Origin of the sequence: Actinopolyspora lacussalsi (assembly GCA_030803735.1) — a bacterium.
GTDB classification, from domain to species: Bacteria; Actinomycetota; Actinomycetes; order Mycobacteriales; family Pseudonocardiaceae; genus Actinopolyspora; species Actinopolyspora lacussalsi.
Genome location: JAURUC010000001.1, coordinates 1,871,700 through 1,888,538, shown reverse-complemented (window position 1 = coordinate 1,888,538; position 16,839 = coordinate 1,871,700). Strand labels below are relative to the sequence as shown.

At 68.3% G+C, this 16,839-nt stretch carries 20 protein-coding genes and 1 pseudogene; 11 read left to right on the top strand and 10 right to left on the bottom strand.

Going from position 1 to position 16,839, the window contains the following annotated elements; genetic code table 11:
• The first annotated feature begins 1 nt into the window (after position 1).
• The 4 genes from J2S53_RS08250 (at position 2) to J2S53_RS08235 (ending at position 4,547) form a co-directional block, all read left to right on the top strand.
• Positions 2-1,027 carry a zinc-dependent alcohol dehydrogenase family protein gene (locus J2S53_RS08250; protein ID WP_456240497.1) on the top strand — a complete coding sequence of 342 codons (1,026 nt, stop codon included), beginning with the start codon at positions 2-4 and terminating at the stop codon, positions 1,025-1,027.
• Positions 1,024-2,457 carry a xylulokinase gene (gene xylB / locus J2S53_RS08245; protein ID WP_456240496.1) on the top strand — a complete coding sequence of 478 codons (1,434 nt, stop codon included), beginning with the start codon at positions 1,024-1,026 and terminating at the stop codon, positions 2,455-2,457. The genes J2S53_RS08250 and xylB overlap by 4 nt, the downstream gene beginning before the upstream one ends.
• Before the next feature lie 76 nt (positions 2,458-2,533).
• The gene (locus tag J2S53_RS08240) at positions 2,534-3,628 is read left to right on the top strand and encodes an ABC transporter ATP-binding protein (RefSeq protein WP_456240495.1); all 1,095 of its coding nucleotides are present in this window, start codon (positions 2,534-2,536) and stop codon (positions 3,626-3,628) included.
• A gap of 205 nt (positions 3,629-3,833) precedes the next feature.
• Positions 3,834-4,547 carry a formylglycine-generating enzyme family protein gene (locus J2S53_RS08235; RefSeq protein WP_456240494.1) on the top strand — a complete coding sequence of 238 codons (714 nt, stop codon included), beginning with the start codon at positions 3,834-3,836 and terminating at the stop codon, positions 4,545-4,547.
• 116 nt (positions 4,548-4,663) lie between these two features.
• Here J2S53_RS08235 and J2S53_RS08230 read toward each other — a convergent pair whose 3' ends face one another.
• From J2S53_RS08230 to J2S53_RS08195, 8 genes are all read right to left on the bottom strand, one after another.
• Positions 4,664-4,972 (bottom strand): PTS transporter subunit EIIB, encoded by a 309-nt coding sequence (locus J2S53_RS08230; protein ID WP_165400659.1) that lies wholly within the window; start codon positions 4,970-4,972, stop codon positions 4,664-4,666.
• Positions 4,969-5,361 (bottom strand): hypothetical protein, encoded by a 393-nt coding sequence (locus tag J2S53_RS08225; protein ID WP_165400658.1) that lies wholly within the window; start codon positions 5,359-5,361, stop codon positions 4,969-4,971. The genes J2S53_RS08230 and J2S53_RS08225 overlap by 4 nt, the downstream gene beginning before the upstream one ends.
• Positions 5,303-6,124: a hypothetical protein gene (locus tag J2S53_RS08220; RefSeq protein WP_092927432.1), complete on the bottom strand. Its 822-nt coding sequence runs from the start codon at positions 6,122-6,124 to the stop codon at positions 5,303-5,305. Before J2S53_RS08220 ends, J2S53_RS08225 begins: the two co-directional genes overlap by 59 nt.
• A 1-nt stretch (position 6,125) precedes the next feature.
• Complete coding sequence (locus J2S53_RS08215) at positions 6,126-7,040, bottom strand: phosphotransferase family protein (protein WP_456240493.1); 915 nt, start codon at positions 7,038-7,040, stop codon at positions 6,126-6,128.
• 9 nt (positions 7,041-7,049) lie between these two features.
• The gene (locus J2S53_RS08210) at positions 7,050-8,282 is read right to left on the bottom strand and encodes a glycosyltransferase (protein WP_456240492.1); all 1,233 of its coding nucleotides are present in this window, start codon (positions 8,280-8,282) and stop codon (positions 7,050-7,052) included.
• On the bottom strand, positions 8,279-9,178 hold the full coding sequence (locus J2S53_RS08205; protein WP_456240491.1) for a glycosyltransferase: 900 nt from the start codon (positions 9,176-9,178) through the stop codon (positions 8,279-8,281). The genes J2S53_RS08210 and J2S53_RS08205 overlap by 4 nt, the downstream gene beginning before the upstream one ends.
• 3 nt (positions 9,179-9,181) lie before the next feature.
• A complete protein-coding gene (locus tag J2S53_RS08200; RefSeq protein WP_456240490.1) occupies positions 9,182-9,544 on the bottom strand; it encodes a hypothetical protein in 363 nt (120 codons plus the stop codon).
• A gap of 326 nt (positions 9,545-9,870) precedes the next feature.
• Positions 9,871-10,272 (bottom strand): hypothetical protein, encoded by a 402-nt coding sequence (locus tag J2S53_RS08195; RefSeq protein ID WP_456240489.1) that lies wholly within the window; start codon positions 10,270-10,272, stop codon positions 9,871-9,873.
• A 294-nt stretch (positions 10,273-10,566) separates the two neighbouring features.
• Between J2S53_RS08195 and J2S53_RS08190 the strand changes: the two genes are divergently transcribed.
• From J2S53_RS08190 to nusB, 5 genes and pseudogenes are all read left to right on the top strand, one after another.
• Entirely contained in the window at positions 10,567-11,433 is an 867-nt protein-coding gene (locus tag J2S53_RS08190) for a helix-turn-helix domain-containing protein (protein WP_456240488.1), read from the top strand.
• Positions 11,430-11,642 (top strand): DUF397 domain-containing protein, encoded by a 213-nt coding sequence (locus tag J2S53_RS08185; protein ID WP_092927446.1) that lies wholly within the window; start codon positions 11,430-11,432, stop codon positions 11,640-11,642. Before J2S53_RS08190 ends, J2S53_RS08185 begins: the two co-directional genes overlap by 4 nt.
• Before the next feature lie 197 nt (positions 11,643-11,839).
• Positions 11,840-12,949, top strand: a complete 1,110-nt coding sequence (locus tag J2S53_RS08180) for a M24 family metallopeptidase (RefSeq protein WP_456240487.1) — start codon at positions 11,840-11,842, stop codon at positions 12,947-12,949.
• A 92-nt stretch (positions 12,950-13,041) separates the two neighbouring features.
• Entirely contained in the window at positions 13,042-13,602 is a 561-nt protein-coding gene (efp, locus tag J2S53_RS08175) for an elongation factor P (RefSeq protein ID WP_092927456.1), read from the top strand.
• 75 nt (positions 13,603-13,677) lie between these two features.
• Positions 13,678-14,097, top strand: a pseudogene (gene nusB, locus J2S53_RS08170) (transcription antitermination factor NusB); the annotation flags it as partial.
• 336 nt (positions 14,098-14,433) lie between these two features.
• Here the strand turns inward: nusB and tnpA are convergent.
• The gene (tnpA, locus tag J2S53_RS08165; protein ID WP_092974726.1) at positions 14,434-14,853 is read right to left on the bottom strand and encodes an IS200/IS605 family transposase; all 420 of its coding nucleotides are present in this window, start codon (positions 14,851-14,853) and stop codon (positions 14,434-14,436) included.
• Between the two features lie 24 nt (positions 14,854-14,877).
• On the opposite strand from tnpA, the gene J2S53_RS08160 reads away from it, so the two are divergent.
• Complete coding sequence (locus J2S53_RS08160) at positions 14,878-15,120, top strand: helix-turn-helix domain-containing protein (RefSeq protein WP_456240486.1); 243 nt, start codon at positions 14,878-14,880, stop codon at positions 15,118-15,120.
• Entirely contained in the window at positions 15,121-16,098 is a 978-nt protein-coding gene (locus tag J2S53_RS08155; RefSeq protein ID WP_456242741.1) for an RNA-guided endonuclease InsQ/TnpB family protein, read from the top strand.
• Between the two features lie 187 nt (positions 16,099-16,285).
• Here J2S53_RS08155 and bldD read toward each other — a convergent pair whose 3' ends face one another.
• Complete coding sequence (gene bldD / locus J2S53_RS08150) at positions 16,286-16,774, bottom strand: transcriptional regulator BldD (protein WP_043574581.1); 489 nt, start codon at positions 16,772-16,774, stop codon at positions 16,286-16,288.
• Positions 16,775-16,839: the final 65 nt, after the last annotated feature.

The window sequence follows — 16,839 nt, the reverse complement described above, 5'->3', positions numbered from 1 at the left end:
AGTGCGCGCAGCGGTTATCGAAACACCCGGAAAACTGTCGGTCACCACGGTGCCCGATCCCGAGCCCGGCCCCGGCGAGGTCGTCGTCGAGGTCGATGCCTGCGGTATCTGCGGCACCGACATCCACATCGTCGACGGCGACTTCGCACCGGCTCCTTACCCGATCGTGCCCGGTCACGAGTTCGCCGGCAGGGTGGCCGCCCTCGGGCACGGGGTGACGTCGCTGCGGGTCGGCGACGCGGTGGCGGTGGACCCCTCGCTGTTCTGCGGCAGCTGCCACTACTGCTCGCTGGGGCACGGCAACCTGTGCGAGGACTGGAACGCCATCGGCAACACCCGCGACGGTGCCTGCGCCGAGTACGCGGTGGCTCCCGTCGCGAACTGCCACCGGTTGCCGGAAGGGGTGACTACGGCGCAGGCCGCGCTCATCGAACCGCTCTCCTGCGCCGTGCGCGGTTTCGACCGGTTGCCCCGCAAGCTCGGTGAGCACTACCTGATCTACGGCGCTGGAACGATGGGTCTGCTGATGGCCCAGCTCGCCCGCAGGGGCGGCGCCACCTCGGTCTCGGTCGTCGACCTCAACGAGGAGCGCCTCAAGGTAGCCGAACAGCTCGGTGCCGACGCTACGGCGACCACGGCCGACTCGTTGAGCCACCGCCACGGCTGGGAGGTCGTGATCGACTGCACCGGCGTCATCGCCGCGATCGAGGACGGGCTGAGCAGGGTTCGCCCCGGCGGCACCTTCCAGCAGTTCGGAGTCGCCCCGGGCGAGGCCACCGCCTCGTTCTCCCCCTTCCGGGTCTACAACGACGAGATCACCATCGTGGGAAGCATGGCCGTGCTGCACAGCTACTCACGCGCCGTGGAGCTCATGGGCAGCGGCGCGGTCGACGCGGACACCATGATCAGCGACGCCTTCCCGCTGGACTCCTACGAGGACGCGGTCCGCAAGTTCCGCGCCGGGACCGGTCGCAAACTCCAGATCCTTCCGAACTCGACGCATCAGTCGCAGGATGGCAGTCGATGAACAACGACGATTACGAACCCACGTTCGATTCCGGCGAGCTGGTCGCCGGAATCGACTCCTCCACCCAGTCCACCAAGGTGGTGGTCTGCGACGCGGCGAGCGGCAAGGTCCTGCGTACCGGCACCGCCGAGCACCACGGCGGGACCGAGATCGACCCGGCGGTCTGGTGGGACGCCCTGTGCGACGCCACCGACGGCCTGCTGGACGGCGTGACGGCCCTCGGCGTCGGTGCCCAGCAGCACGGCATGGTCGCGCTCGACTCCGCCGGGGAGGTGGTGCGTCCCGCGCTGCTCTGGAACGACACCCGTTCGGCTGAGGCGGCCGAGCAGCTCATCACCGAGTACGGGGGTGCCGCCGCTACGGCCGAGCTGACCGGAACCATGCCCGTGGCGAGCCTGACGGTCACCAAACTCCGCTGGATGGCCGAGCACGAGCCGCTACTGGCCGATCGGGTCAGCGACGTGCTGCTGCCGCACGACTGGCTCACGGCCAAGCTCACCGGAGGGGAGTACGTCACCGATCGCGGTGACGCCTCCGGCACCGGCTACTGGTCCCCGCGCGAGGAACGCTACCGCCACGACCTGCTCGCCCGCGCCTTCGGCGGACGTTCGCCGAACACCCCGCGCGTGCTCGCCCCGGGGGAGGCGGCCGGGACCACACCGTCCGGCAGGCTCGTCTCGGCGGGCACCGGCGACAACATGGCCGCTGCGCTCGGCCTCGGCATCACCCCCGGTGACGTGGTGGTCTCGCTGGGAACCAGCGGCACCGTGTTCGCCTGCTCGGAAACGGCCACCAGCGATCCGGAGGGCACGGTCGCCGGGTTCGCCGACGCCACCGGCAGATTCCTGCCGCTGGTGTGCACGCTCAACGCGGCCCGGGTCCTGACCGCCACAGCGGACCTGCTCGACACCGACAGCGCGGGCTTCGACCGGCTCGCCTGCGCGGCCGAGCCCGGCGCGGGCGGGCTGACGCTGCTGCCCTATCTGGACGGTGAACGTACCCCGAACCTGCCGGACGCCACCGGGACGCTGCACGGGCTCCGCAGGGACAACATGACGCCCGAGAACCTGGCCCGCGCAGCGGTGGAAGGGATGCTGTGCGGCCTGGCCGACGGGCTGGACGCGCTGCGGGAACAGCACGTTCCGGTGCGCCGCGTGCTGCTCATCGGCGGTGCCGCCCGTTCCGAGGCCGTGCGCCGCGCGGCGCCGCGCGTATTCGACGTGCCGGTCACCGTCCCGGCCCCCGCCGAGTACGTCGCCATCGGCGCGGCGCGGCAGGCCGCCTGGACGCTGGCGGGCACCGACCGACCGCCGGAATGGGCGGTCGACACCGAAGTGGAACTGCCGGTTTCCGAGGCGTCGGACGGCGCACGAATCAGACGGACACATCGTTCGGCGCTGCACCGGATGCACCCGGACGTCCACGGTTGAAATTCACCGCCCGGGGGCCGTAGGTGGTGGAACCTCCGAGCACCGGGCGGACTCTCCCCGCAGAGGAGTGTGCGAGATGGCCACGATCACCTACGACGACGCGACGCGGCACTACCCCGGAGCCGACACCCCGGCGGTCAACGCTCTCGACCTCGACATCGCCGACGGCGAGTTCCTGGTGCTGGTCGGCCCGTCCGGCTGCGGCAAGTCGACCAGTTTGCGCATGCTGGCCGGGTTGGAGGACGTCGATCGGGGCGGTATCCACATCGGCTCGCGTGAGGTCACCCGACTGGCACCCCGGGACCGCGACATCGCGATGGTCTTCCAGAACTACGCGCTCTACCCCCACATGTCGGTGGCCGACAACATGGGCTTCGCGTTGAAGATCGCGGGAATGAGCAAGCCCGAGATCAGGGAGCGGGTCACCGATGCCGCCCGGCTGCTCGACATCGAGGAGTTCCTCGACCGCAAACCCAAGGCGCTGTCCGGCGGTCAGCGACAGCGCGTCGCGATGGGACGGGCCATCGTGCGCCAGCCGCAGGTCTTCCTCATGGACGAGCCACTGTCCAATCTCGACGCCAAGCTCCGCTCCGCCACGCGTGCCCAGATAGCGGCGTTGCAGCGCAGACTGGGAGTCACCACCGTCTACGTCACCCACGACCAGGTGGAGGCGATGACGATGGGCGATCGGGTCGCGGTGCTGCACGAGGGCGTGCTGCAGCAGTGCGACACCCCGCGTGCGCTCTACGACCACCCGGTTAACTCGTTCGTGGCCGGGTTCACCGGATCTCCCGCCATGAACCTGCCCCGGGCGGTGCTGCGCGAGGACGGCGCCGAACTCGGCGGTACCACGGTGCCGCTGTCGCGGGAGGCGCTGCGTGCCGCCGCCGAGGAGGGAGCCGGGACGGTGCTGCTCGGGATGCGCCCCGAATCGCTGCACCTGGGCAGTGAGGGAATCCCGATGACCGTGGAGCTGGTGGAGGAGCTCGGCGCCGAGGCGCTGTGTCACGGCGTGGTCGACGACGGCGAGGGTGCCGGGGATTCGGAACGACTCATCGTGCGGCTGGACGCGCGCACCCCGCCGAAGGTGGGGGAGCGGGTCACCGTGGGATTCCGCGCCGACGAGGTGCACGTCTTCTCCGCCGACAGCGGGGAGCGGTTGGCGGGGTAGGAGCCGCCCTCGAAGCGATTCGCGTGGGTGATCGCGTGGTGGAAAACGGTTTGCCGTCCCAGTACCGGGAGCCGGTAGTCTCCAGCAGTCGCCCACGCCACATCGGATTTCACCAATCGCCGTGCTCGTTCCCACCGGGGCGGGAACGGCGATTGCCGGGCGGGGTGACACCTTCGAACGAACGTACTCGTCGAAACGAGCGCCCGTGACTGTCGGTACCGAGATCGAGCTGATCGACCTGCCGGCGGGGCGGGCGGTGCTCACGGATCGCCGGACGCGGCGAAGCTGGTCGGTCGATCTGGCCCCTTACCGCCTCGCCGCGACCCCGATCACCCAGGCCCGCTATGCCGAGGTCACCGGACTGCGGCCCAGCGCGGTACGAGGTGATCAGCTCCCCGTCGAAAGTGTTTCCTGGTGGGATGCCGTCCGCTGCTGCAACGCGCTGTCCCGGCTGCGGGGGATCGAGCCCGCCTACCGCCTGCACGAGCAGGACGACTCAGTCGAATGGGACACCACGGCCGACGGCTACCGGCTGCCGACCGAAGCGGAATGGGAGCATGCCTGCCGCGCGGGTACCACCGGGCCGCGGTACGGACCGCTCGACGAGATCGCCTGGTACCGCGACAACTCCGACGAACACGTGCACGAAGTGGGCCGCAAACAGCCGAACCCGTGGGGCGTGCACGACATGATCGGCAACGTCTGGGAGTGGTGCTGGGACTTCTACGATCCCGAGGTCTACGGCACCTACCGGGTGCTGCGCGGCGGCGGCTGGTTCGACGAGCACTGGAGCTGCCGCGCCTCGGTGCGCCGCCGGACCCACCCGACCAACCGGCTCGACGACATCGGCTTCCGCGTAGCTCGCGGGGCGGTGCCGGAACGTGAGAACGGTTGGACGCGCGTACCCCACCACGGGTGAGCGAGCGGGTCGCGGTGGGGTTCCGGCCCGAGGACATTGTGCGTCTTCTCCACCGACAGCGGGGAACGGCTGACCGGTAGAGGTTCGGTCGGCCCGGTTTCAGTGGGAAGTCTCCGTCAGCGTCGTTCGTCGCCCCAGCGGTCCTTGCATCCGGTGAGGAGCGTGACGCAGGCGAGTGTGAGTGGTTCGACTGCGGCCGGACCGACGAGAAGGTGGAGGGTTTCGCCGTCGTCGAGGCGTCCGAGAACGGCGGGGTGGTCGCGTAACGCGGTGCCGTCGACGGCCTGGTGGTCGGCCAGGGTGATGCGTAGGCGGGTGACGCAGTGGGTCATTGTGATGATGTTTTCGGCCCCGCCGAGCAGGGTCAGCAGCTCGTTGGCGGTGCGGGTGTAGGGGTCCGAGGTGGATTGTTCTGGTGGTGTCATCGGGCTCCCCAGAGGTAGCGGGGCACGTCCATGTCGGCGTAGGCGACCTGGTCGGCCTCGTTCCAGTACGCCTTGGCGAGTACGTGGGCGATCAGGGATCGCAGCCGTAGCAGGGAGTCCAGCCACGTGCCGGGGTACTGCCAGTGTTGCCATAGAGCGGGGTCGGTGGTGGCGAGGTGGTCCAGGGTGGTGTCGAGGTCGCGGCGCCAGCGGTGTAGTTCGGTGAAGGTCACCGTGGTGTGCCTGTGCTGGGTGGCGTCGATGAGGTGTTCGCGGATCGCTGTGGCGGTCTGTCGGGCGGGGGCGCTCCAGGCTGTCGGGGTGTGTGGGTCAGGGTCGTTGGCCAAGGTCGCCAGGAGGGTGCGTGCGGTCGCGGTGTCGTCCTCCATCGAGGTTCCTTTCTACATGGTCGGTGATCTCGGTGGCGCTGGTCAGGCAGTACACGGGCCCACCGTGGGGTTGGTGGTGCAGGGCGCGGCTGAACAGTTGTGTGCGTCCGTGCGGGCTGGTCACGCTCGTCGAGCGCGGTCGGCCGCAGTCGCCGCCGCAGGCCAGGTCGGCGTTCGACACGGCCGGTGTGGTCGTCGAGGCGGGCAACAGGGTGGCCACGGTGGCGGTCAGGTCGGTGTCGGTGACCTGGTGGTGTTGCCAGCTGGGCCCGGGGCTGATCCACCGGGTGAGCTCGCGGAAGAACTCGCCGTAGGCGGTCAGAAAGTTCGTGTCGTACCAGAGGCGATAGCGGGGATCGTCGGCTCGGTCGCGGCGGCGGTGTCGTGACTCGTCGGGTTCCAGGTGCAGGATCAGCACGGTGTCGTCGTGGTGGCGCTGGTCGAGGGCGAGCTCGCGGCTGCGGGTCAATGCGAGATGGAAGTCGTGCCACTGGCCGGTGAGTCGGGCCAGGGCGTAGCGGTAGGCCAGCACGCCGAGGTGGCAGCGGTCGGAGGCGATCACCCGCTCCGGACTGTGCGTGTGCAGCCGGGCGGTCTCGGTGGTGCGCGCGTGGTCCTCGGCCAACAGGTGCCGCAGCACGGTCTCGTCATCGCCCTCGGCCGGTGGGCGGGCTTCGGGAAAGACCACGGCCTGCCACTGGGTGAGCAGTGTTCCGAGGAGCGTGGTTTTGCCCGCCCCGGGCATTCCGTCGAGGATCAGCACGTCACAGCACCTGTCCGGTGTCGTGCAGGCCCGCCAGCAGCCACGGGACCAGGGCGGTGACCTGTTCGGCGAGTTCGGGGTCGAGGTCGATGGCCCATTGCAGGATCCAGCGGGCGCGCAGGGCTAGGTGGTAGGCGAGGTGGTCACCGCTGACCGGGGCGGCGGTGGGGATCCAGCGGCGGCGCTCGGTGTCGTAGGCGGCCAGCAGCACGCGCCGGTCGTGCGTGCCGAGCAGGCTCTCGTGCAGCACCAGCGTGCCGAGGTCCTCGTAGCGGCAGCCGATGCCGGAGCCCTCGAAGTCGATGACGCCGGGGTGCTCGCCGTCGGTGAGCAGGATGTTGCGGCGGGAGAAGTCCCCGTGCACGAATCCGCGCTCGCGGGTGCAGCGCGTCTCGGCCGCCGGTGTCGCCTCGGCCAGTGCGGTGTCGAGCTGTGCCCCGGCCCGGTGGGTGGGGCTGGTGCCGTCCGGCAGCTCACGCAGTCGTCGGCGGTGTTCGGGCATTGCCGCGAGGAGCTCACCGGGCAGGCTGTGCAGCTGGGCGGCGACTTGGCCGAGCGTCGTGGTCGCCTCGTGCGGAGACGGTTGGGTGCCGTTCAATCGGGTGGTTGCCAGCCAGGGCAGCTGTCCGGCCTGTTCGTCGTGGGCCAGCACCTCGGGCACGCGTAGTTCGGGAGCGTGGGCGGCCGCGCGCAGCCCGGCGGCCTCACGGTGGCACCGTTCCTGCCCCCGGTGGGTGTAGACCTTCAACACCGCGTGCTCGGCCAGGAAGATCGCGGAGCGTCCGCCGTAGCCGACCAGGGCGTGGGAGGCGAATGTCGTGCCTACGGCCGCGGTGGCGGCGAGGCGTGCACAGTCGATGGCTTCGGCGAGCTCGCTGCTGACGTCCTCGTCGCTGTTGGTGGTGTCGTCGTCCATGTCGGATCCTTACTCGGAAGCATGCGTGCGAGGAGTGGTGTGGCCGCGCCATTCCCGCAGCCAGTACGGTGGCTCGGTAGCCAAGGCTCGCGTCTCGGGGTCGGGAACGCTGCCGCGTGTGCCGGCGCGGTGCTGCTCGAGGATGGCGCTGTAGGCCGCGTGTGCGGCCCGCGCCTGGGCCGACCAGGAGTAGCGCTGTTCGACCAGGTGCCGTGCGCGTCTGCCCAGACGGTGGCGGCGCACCTCGTCGCCCAGCAGCGCGGTCACGTGTCCGGGCAGCTCGGCCAGGTCGGCCTCGACTGCCCACTGCTCGGTCTCGGCGAACCCGACGAACGCCTCGGCCGTGCCGACCACGGGCAGCCCGGCGGCGCAATAGTCGAGGACTTTGAGTTTCATGCCCCCGCCGGTCTCCAGCGGAGCGACGGCCACGGTCGCGCTGTCCAACGCCGAACGCAGGTCGCGCACCGGGCCGCGCAGCCGCACACGGTCAGCGAATTCCCGCAGCGAAGCGGGATAGCGGCCGATCACCTCGATCACCGTCCCGGGCGGCAGGCTCGGTGCGAGCACCTCGTGCAACCACCGCATCGCACGGCGGTTCGGCTCGTAGTAGCCGTTGCCGACGAACACCACCCGCGACTCGGCACTCGACTGCGGTCTCGGGGCAGGCCCGGGGTCGACTCCGCAGGGCACTACGTGCACCGTGGTGGCGCCGAGTCTTCGCGCGGTCGGGGTATCGCGGTCGGTGAACGTGATCACTCCGTCGGCGGCGGCCACGGCGGCGGTTTGCAGCACCGCCGCGGTGTCCTGCCCCGCATCGCCGATCGAACGCAGCAAGGCGGGCTCGTCGTCGTGCATCTCGTAGACCAGCGCTGCCCCGGCCTCCTCGGCCAGCTCGCGGCCGTAGCGCACGGTCAGCTGGGTGTTGGACAGCACCAGCACGTCCGGTGCCAGCTCGGCCAGGTGCAGCCGCAGCCGGTCGGTGTGTTCGTAGACGCTGGCATAGGGCAGGTAGCGCACCGGTAGCGGCCACGCCCCGCTCGGCCGCGAGGCCGGGTTCAGATCGCACAACAGCAGGGTCGTCTCCGCGCCTTGCTGGTGCAGCCACGCGTTCAACCGTGCCGTGCGCGCGGCCGCGCCGGTCAGCGGCAGGGTGCGCAGAAACCCGGCCGTATCCAGCAACACCGCCACGGTCGGGTCGCTGCTTGCCGCGCTGGTCGACAGTGGCCACGGTGGGGCGCTCATCGGCTCTTCACCCCCTCGTCCTTGCCGGCTGATACCCGTCGCGTTGGCCGGAGCGTTTCCAGTCGCCAGCCGGTGATGCGGGCCAGATGCGTTGCCACGGTGCGCCAGTGCTCGCGCGGGACCGCGCCGAGCACATCGGACAGCCGCACGCTGTCGTAGATCACTGCCTCCGGGTGGCTGCGGCGCAGTCGTGCGGCCGATACGCCGTGCCAGAAGCCACGCGCCAGCAGCCGAGGGAGACGCACGTCGGCGGCGTGGATGGCTCGGTGCGCGATCGCGTTCGGGGCCACGACCACTCCGAGTCCGGCGTGCTCGGTGCGGACGGTCAGCTCCAGGTCCTCGCAGGACAGATGTCGCCACGGGCGGACACCGAGCTGCTCGTCGAACACCGGAGTCGGGGTGGAGCGGGTGGCCAGGTTGCATCCGAGCAGCCAGAACGGCGGGCGCAGCTCGCACGGCTCGCTCGGCCAGTCGGGTGGGACGAAGAACTGCGCGAGGCCCGGTTCGAGCGCGGGTGGTTCGGAAAAACCCACGAAGCGGGGGACGACTCGGCCACCCGCGCAATGGGCACCCGTCTCGATGAGAGTTCGAACCAGACCACTGGCCCAGCCCGGATGAGGACGCGAGTCCGGATCGGTGAACAGCACGAATTCCCCGGTAACGTGCTCCACCCCGGTGTTGCGGGCCCGGCTCAGCCCGGGGCGGGGCTCGTGGACCACGGTTCCGGCCAGTCCCGCCTCGACCAGCACCGACGGTGAGATTCTGCGGCGACGGTGGTTGTCCACCAGGATCACCTCGATCCGCCCGGTGAAATCCTGGACGGCGATGTGCCGCAACAGGCCCGCGAGCTCCCGGTGATTGCCGCGGACGGCGACCACGATGTTCGCTGTGCACATCGTTCAGCCCTGCCGCGAGTGGTGACTCGTGGAACGGCTGGTGGCCTGCCACCTGCTCACGAGCGCGACGATGCGGTCCCACAGCGGACCGCCGTACTCCTTGAGCGTGGATCGCTTCTCGGCACGTTCGAACACGATGACCCAGTCCCCTGTTCGACGATCTCGATAACCGTGCACGGTCTCACCGTGCGTGGGGTGTGGTCGGTGGATCTGCTCCAGCTCGGGATGCGCCGCTGTGATCAACGCCCGGAGCTCGTCGTTGTCCAGGTTCGGGGGTACGTGGGCCGGGCGCTCGGGACGACCGGCGTGCCGCAACGACAGCAGTGGGACTTCCAAGTCCGTTCGTGGCACTTCGGCAGCGGTCATGACGACTCCTTTCCGGGATGGGAACAGGGGGAGGTGGTCCGAGCGCGGGGGGAGGGAAGCCGCGCCCGGACCACCGGCTCTCGGCCGCTCACCCGGTGTTCGCGCCGGATGCCTCGGCGTCGAGGTGGATTCCCACGCATGTGGCACAGATCCGAGGGCCGCGCTCGATGTCGTGGTCGGGACCGGCGTTGAGTCCGCACAGCGTGCGGCCGGTATCTCGCGTATGTCGTTCGTGCACCGTTCCGGTGTGGTCGATCCACACTCTTACGGTGCGGGTGGGATCCCCCGCTGACTCCGTGTTCGTCGGGCCGGACCACAGGGGGTTATCACTGGCCATAGTGGTCTCCCCAGGCCGTCAAGCAGTCCGCGCAGGGGCCGTTCGTGTCGTGGGATTTCGGCTGGGAGAGCAGCGGCCGAGCACGCTGGTCGAACCAGAGACCACACGCAGTGGGCGTGTGTGTCGCGACGTGCTTCCGCGACGCGAACCACGCCACGTGCACGAAAAGTCCGAGCGCGACGAACGCGTACGGCGTCTCGGCGAACACCCCGATCGGTTTCCAGTGAGCGCTCAGCCCGTAGTCGCGGTCCAGTACGGACACCGAGGCCGCTGCTCCCGGAATCCCCGCCACGGAGATCGTGAACGAGCTCGTCGTGATCAGACAGGGGACCGTCCACGGCCTCGGACTAGGTCGTGTCCACAGCAGTGGTGGCGATTCGTCGTCGATCATCTCTGACTTTCCGTTGCCGGGCAGTGCGGCGGCGAGCCCGGCGCTGTCGGGGGAAACGTCGGGATCGCCGCCATCGGCGGCCGGAGAAGTACCGGGGTTCCACTCATGGCGATCTTCTCGGCCACATTCTCTGTATTCGCTACTCTGTAGCGGCTACATAAAAAAGCTACAATGTAGCTGCTACAGATCCAAGAGTTGTGCATGCCCCCGTTCGGGTGATCTTCTTCTTGGAAGCCGACCATGAGCTGTATGCCGAGGGCGGGACCTTGACCAACAGGCGAAGGAGATCATCACGTGGTTGCCACTTCGAGCCCCGCACTACTCAGACGCTGGATCGGCCTCAACCTGCGCCAACTTCGTGAAGAAGCGGGCAAGGAACGCTCCGAGGTCATGCAGCGGCTCGGGCTGTCGTGCGCCCAGGTGGGACACCTCGAGACGGCAGAACGGCTCCCTTCCAAACCCGTGCTGGAGATCCTGCTCGACTTCTACGGCAAGCCCGATCGGCTTCCGGACTTCTTGCGGATCGTCGAAGCGGCTCGCAAAGGCAAGAACTGGTGGGACAAACTCAGTGGCGCGGTACCGTCATGGTTCGACCTGTTCTTGGGGCTGGAAGCGGGAGCCACCGAGGTATTCAGCTTCGACGCCTACGTTGTCCCTGGCCTGCTGCAGACACCCGCCTATGCCGAAGCCGTGATCCGTGCCGATCCCGAACTCACCGACGAGCAGGTCCAGCAACGTGTCGAACTTCGACTCGGACGTCAAAACATCCTGGATCGCACCGAGGAACCGGTTCGGTTGTGGGCTATCATCGATGAGTCGGTACTCCATCGTCCTCGTGGCAACACCGAGGTGATGGCCGAACAACTCGATCATCTGATCAAACTCGGTGAGCGCCCTCGCATCGATCTGCAGATACTCCCCTTGAACGCGGGAGCGCATCTGGCTCAGTCCGGTGGTTTCCAGATCCTGAAGTTTCCCGGCGAGATGACTGGAGACCCTGGAATCGTCTATCTGGAAGGGCTCGTCGAAGGCCGTTACTACGAAAAGCCCGACGAGGTCGCACTGTACGAGCGGGCTATGACCCGCCTCCGGGTGCAGGCCGCGAACCAGGAAGACTCGCAGGCGATGTTGCGCCGAGCAGCACAGGAGGTGCACAAGTGACGCGATCCCCACTCGACTTCCCCCCGGACGCCGAGTTCCGCAAGAGCAGTTACAGCAATGATCACCAAGGCTGCGTCGAGGTGGCCGTGGCCGCCGACGGTGGTCGCTGGCTGCGTGACACCAAGGACCGCAGCGGGCCCGCGCACTACTACACGCCGGTCGAGTGGCAGGCGTTCGTCGCCGGTGTGAAGGACGGCGAGTTCGGCTGACCATCCGGCCGTTCGGCCCTCGAACGCGGAAACGTCCTCCCGCTCCCTCGCCGGAGCCGGGAGGATTTTTCGTCACCGGCTCCGACGCACACGCCACCGATGCGAGGCAGCGCACACGCGGAGTGGTGGACTCGCGGCACAGCCCGCACCCCCACATGCCCGGGCGGCGGTTCCCGCCCGGGAACTAAGCTGCCCGCATGCCCGAATCGCACGTACATCGCCGTGAATCCCTTCGGGGCCACCTGCGTGACCGCGAGGTGGACGCGATGCTGGTGAGCGACCTGCTCAACATCAGGTACCTCACCGGCTTCACCGGCTCCAACGCGTCCCTGCTGGTGCACGCGGCCGATACCGCGGCCGACGAGACCCGCACGGTGTTCTGCACCGACGGTCGCTACGAGACGCAGGCCGCCGCACAGGTCCCCGAGCTGGAACACCTCATCGACCGGGCCAGCGTCGCCGAGCTGGCCCGACGCGCCGAATCGCGGAGCGCGACCTACCGGCGGGTGGGCTTCGAGAGCCAGCACGTCACGGTGGACGGGCTGGACGAGCTGAGCCGCACCGCCCCCGGGGTGGAGCTGGTCCGCGCCCCCGGCCTGGTGGAAACGCTGCGCCTGATCAAGGACGAGAGCGAGATCGAGGCGCTGCGCATGGCGTGCGCGGCGGCCGATCGCGCGTTGGCCGGGCTGATCGAGCACGGTGGGCTGCGTCCGGGCCGTACCGAGCTCGCCGTGGCGCGCGAGCTGGAGAGCCGGATGCTCGACCACGGTGCTGCAGGCCCCTCCTTCGAGACGATCGTGGCGACCGGGGAGAACTCGGCCGTGCCGCACCACCGCCCCACCGATGCCGAACTCGCCCCGGGTGACTTCGTCAAGATGGACTTCGGCGCGCTCGTGGACGGCTACCACTCCGACATGACCCGCACGGTCGTGCTGGGCCGACCCGCCGACTGGCAGCGCGAGATCTACGAGCTCGTCGCGACGGCGCAGGCAGCCGGACGGGATGCCATCCGCCTCGGAACCGAGGTGGCCGACGCCGACACGGCTGCCCGTGACGTCATCACCGAGGCCGGTTACGGGGAGCGGTTCTCGCACGGTCTGGGGCACGGTGTGGGACTGGAGATCCACGAGGCACCGGCGTTGTCCCAACGCGGAGCGGGTACCATCGAGGCCGGAATGGCGGTCACCGCCGAGCCCGGTGTGTATCTGCCTGGGCGGGGCGGCGTCCGCATCGAGGACACGCTGGTCGCGCGTGCGGACACGCCGGAGTTGCTCACCTTGACGACGAAGGAGCTCGTCATTCTCTAGGTGTGACAACGTGCGCTCGATCCCGCTTCTCGGTCGCGCGCCAGCTCGAATCGGCGAACATCTGTAGCCTTAGCACAGGAGAGACTCCGACCGTGGCCACCACGAACGACCTGAAAAACGGAATCGTGCTCAACATCGACGGGCAGCTGTGGACCGTCACGAGTTTCCAGCACGTGAAGCCGGGCAAGGGCGGTGCCTTCGTGCGCACCACCCTCAAGAATGTGCTCTCCGGCAAGGTCGTGGACAAGACCTTCAACGCCGGGATCAAAGTCGAGACCGCCAACGTCGACCGCAGCGAGATGACCTATCTCTACAACGACGGCGTCGACTACGTGTTCATGGATCCCCACACCTACGACCAGGTCAGCGTCTCGCCCGAGACCGTGGGCGACTCGGCCGGTTACATGCTGGAGAACAGCACCGTCACCCTGGCCCGCCACGAGGGCGAGCCGCTCTACGTCGAGCTGCCCGCCTCGGTGGAGCTGACCATCGCCCACACTGACCCCGGTGTGCAGGGGGACCGTTCCACCGGTGGCAACAAGCCCGCCGAACTCGAGACCGGCGCGACCGTGCAGGTCCCGCTGTTCATCGAGTCGGGCGAGAAGATCAGGGTGGACCCGCGCGACGGGCGTTATCTGGGACGCGTCAAGTGACCGGCTCACGGTCGGCCGGTATGCTGGTCCGGTTGGGCTGTCCAGGACCGCGCGCTGCCGAAAAGAGGGTGTGAGTTGGGCGAACGGAGCAAGGCCCGCAAACGCGCGGTGGAAGTGCTTTACGAGGCCGATTTACGCGAACTTGCCCCCGACGCGCTGCTCCGGCAGCGCGTCGGTTCCACCGAGGCACCGGTCGTCGGTGACTACGCCGTCACGCTCGTCTCCGGGGTGGCCGAACACCGCGAACGGATCGACGAGCTGATCGTCGAGTACTCGCAGGGCTGGGCGCTCTCCCGGATGCCGGTCGTGGACCGGGCCGTGCTGCGCCTTGGTTTCTTCGAGATGTTGTGGGGTGACGACATCCCCCCGGCCGTGGTCATCGACGAAGCCGTGCAGCTGGGCAAGGCGCTCTCCACGGACGACACTCCCCGGTTCGTCAACGGGGTGCTCGGCAGGTTGGCCGGTATCGACGAACAGCAGCGGGAGTCGCTGCGTGATTCCCCGGAGAGCTCGGCCGAGGAAGACGAGACGGTCGCGGCCGAGCGGGACTCGGCCGCCGAGGCGGAGTCCCCCGCGGCTTCGGAGCGCTGACCGCGATTTCCCGTTCCGGCCTCCGCCGGAGAGTGACGGAGAACCTCAAACGGTGCGGCCTGTCGTGTGGTGCCCGCAACGGGCACCAACCTCGGCGCGGGCACGAAATCGACCCGGTCCGGGGCCGAACGGTTCCCCGGCCGGGTCGTGTTGTCACCGGGCGAACGTAGTGTGGATGCCTCGCCCTTCAGGGCGGGGAGGAAGCGCATCAACTTCCCGCTCAACCGGCCCAGCGGTGGCCTACACAACCGGCCGCGCCTGCTGCTCGATGTACTGCCGCACCACCGAGATCGGCGCCCCGCCGACTGACCCGGCGAAGTACGAGCCGGACCACAGACGGACACCTTTCCAGTAGGCGAACCGCAGATCCTCGAACTCCTTGCGCAGCATCCGTGACGAGACGCCTTTCAAGCTGTTGACCAGCTTCGATACCGCGACCTTCGGCGGGAAGTTGACGAGCAGGTGCACGTGGTTGGCCTCGCCGTTGAACTCTTCGAGCTCGGTCTCGAAGTCCTCGCACACCTGCCGCATGACCTCGTGCATCCGCCGCAGGTGCGTGTCGGTGAAGACCGGGTGCCGGCATTTCGTGACGAAAACCAAGTGCGCGTGCATCGCGAAAACCACATGTCGACCAGTGCGGAAGTCCCCATCTGTACCCATAAACCAAATGCTACAATGATCGGCATGGACATGACACCGCAGGAAACAGACACCGCCAGGGCGCGGTACCTGTTCCGCCTGCGCGTGTCCAACACCGCCGAGAAGCAGCTCCGCGAGGAGTGGGGACGCTGCCGGTGGGTATGGAACGAATGCGTAGCCATGTCCCGCAAGGTCTATCGCGACAACAAGGCCACCGGGGCGGACGACACGTGCGGCCCGGCCTGGCTGGACAAGCTTCTGACCGAAGCGCGGCAGGCAAACCGGTAGCTGCGTGAAGGTGCGACAGTGCCGCAGCAGCAGACCATCCGCGACTTCGGGAAGTCTCGCGCGAAAGCACTCAAGGACATCAAGGCCCGCTTGCCGATGAAGCAGCGCGCCGGAATGCCCCGGATCAAGCGGGACAAGGACACCCGTCCCAGCTTGGCCTACACCAAGCGCGGCTTCCGCGTGAAGGACGGGCGTCTGTACCTGGCGGGCGGGATCGAGCTGACCGTGGTCTGGTCCCGCGACCTGCCGTCCGAACCGTCGTCGGTGCGGGTGTATCAGGACAACCTCGGGCACTGGTACGCGTCGTTCGTCGTACAGGTCGCCGCCGAACCACTTCCGGGATCCGGCCGAGCGATCGGTATCGACTGGGGCGTGACCGAAACCGCCACCACCACCGATGGCGCCTACGATCTGCCGCACGCCCAGCACGGCAAACGCGCTCAGCAGCGTCTCGCGCACTACCAACGCCAGATGTCGCGGCGTGAGCGCCCACGGAACAAGCCGCAAACCAAGGGTTACCGCAAGGCGCAACGCCAAGCGGCGAAAGCGCACAAGAAGGTCGCCCGTCAGCGGCAGGACACCGGCCGTAAGTGGGCGAAGAGTGTTGCCCGCCACCACGACCAGATCGCCGTGGAGGACTTCAAGCCGAAGTTCCTCGCCAAGACCACAATGGCCCGCAAGGCCGCCGATGCCGCGATCGGCGCGACCAAGACCGCGTTGGTCGAGCAGGCCCGTAAGCACGGGCGGGACCTGCGGTTGGTGGACCCGAAATACACAACGATGGACTGCGCGCACTGCGGGGCGAGAGCCAAGCACCGCCTGCCGCTGTCAGAACGAACGTTTACCTGCACCGCGTGCGGAGCCTCATCCCCGAGGGACAAGAACTCCGCACGCGTGATGCCGGTCCGGGCTGGTTTCACCCCGGCTGATGTTGAGGGCGTGAGACCCGGTCACCTGCTGCGTGACCGGGCTGCCTGAGTCAGGAATCCCCCGCCTCCAGACGGGGGAGGATTCAAATCGTCCGATCGAGCCCGGTTCCCGTCGGCCGGGGATCATCTCCCACTCGACGAGAACCGGGCTGGTCGGTGGACGTTTCCGTCCCGACGATCGGCGGACATCGGTGTGGTCCGCACCCGTGTCGGAACGAGTGCGGACCACGGGTTCGTCACTCCTCGCGGGCCGGACGGGCCTCGGGGGGAAGGACGCCCCAGTCGATGAGCTGCTCGGTGAGTTCTCCCGGCGACATGTCGTAGATGATGGCCAGGGAACGCAGGTCCTCGGTGCGGATGGACAGCACCTTGCCGTTGTAGTCACCCCGCTGACTCTGGATCGTGGCCGCATAGCGGGCCAGCGGCCCCACCTTCTCAGCGGGAAGCTGTTGCAGCCGTTCGAGGTTGATCACAACCTTCGTCGCGGGCTCCGCGCTGGAGGGAACCCGCCCCTCCGGCAGCAGTTCGGCTACCGGAACACCGTAGAAGTCGGCCAGCTCGGCGAGTTTCTGCACAGTGACCGCACGGTCACCTCGTTCATAAGACCCGACGACCACGGCCTTCCACCGCCCGCCTGACTTCTGCTCGACGCCGTGCAGCGAAAGACCCTGCTGCTGGCGGATAGCGCGGAGCTTGCTGCCCAGCGCCTTGGCGTAGTCGCCCATGTGGCGGTTCTCCGTTTCATTCGCCCCGTCAGCCTAGTTCAAGTTGCCGGGGAGGAACGCTCAGT

Excerpts from the sequence above, each read along its gene's own strand:
- xylB (WP_456240496.1), top strand. The coding sequence starts at position 1,024 with ATGAACAACGACGATTACGAACCCACGTTCGATTCCGGCGAGCTGGTC.
- J2S53_RS08240 (WP_456240495.1), top strand. The coding sequence starts at position 2,534 with ATGGCCACGATCACCTACGACGACGCGACGCGGCACTACCCCGGAGCC.
- J2S53_RS08230 (WP_165400659.1), bottom strand. The coding sequence starts at position 4,972 with ATGACACCACCAGAACAATCCACCTCGGACCCCTACACCCGCACCGCC.
- J2S53_RS08225 (WP_165400658.1), bottom strand. The coding sequence starts at position 5,361 with ATGGAGGACGACACCGCGACCGCACGCACCCTCCTGGCGACCTTGGCC.
- J2S53_RS08215 (WP_456240493.1), bottom strand. The coding sequence starts at position 7,040 with ATGGACGACGACACCACCAACAGCGACGAGGACGTCAGCAGCGAGCTC.
- J2S53_RS08210 (WP_456240492.1), bottom strand. The coding sequence starts at position 8,282 with ATGAGCGCCCCACCGTGGCCACTGTCGACCAGCGCGGCAAGCAGCGAC.
- J2S53_RS08205 (WP_456240491.1), bottom strand. The coding sequence starts at position 9,178 with ATGTGCACAGCGAACATCGTGGTCGCCGTCCGCGGCAATCACCGGGAG.
- J2S53_RS08200 (WP_456240490.1), bottom strand. The coding sequence starts at position 9,544 with ATGACCGCTGCCGAAGTGCCACGAACGGACTTGGAAGTCCCACTGCTG.
- J2S53_RS08195 (WP_456240489.1), bottom strand. The coding sequence starts at position 10,272 with ATGATCGACGACGAATCGCCACCACTGCTGTGGACACGACCTAGTCCG.
- J2S53_RS08180 (WP_456240487.1), top strand. The coding sequence starts at position 11,840 with ATGCCCGAATCGCACGTACATCGCCGTGAATCCCTTCGGGGCCACCTG.
- tnpA (WP_092974726.1), bottom strand. The coding sequence starts at position 14,853 with ATGGGTACAGATGGGGACTTCCGCACTGGTCGACATGTGGTTTTCGCG.
- J2S53_RS08160 (WP_456240486.1), top strand. The coding sequence starts at position 14,878 with ATGGACATGACACCGCAGGAAACAGACACCGCCAGGGCGCGGTACCTG.
- bldD (WP_043574581.1), bottom strand. The coding sequence starts at position 16,774 with ATGGGCGACTACGCCAAGGCGCTGGGCAGCAAGCTCCGCGCTATCCGC.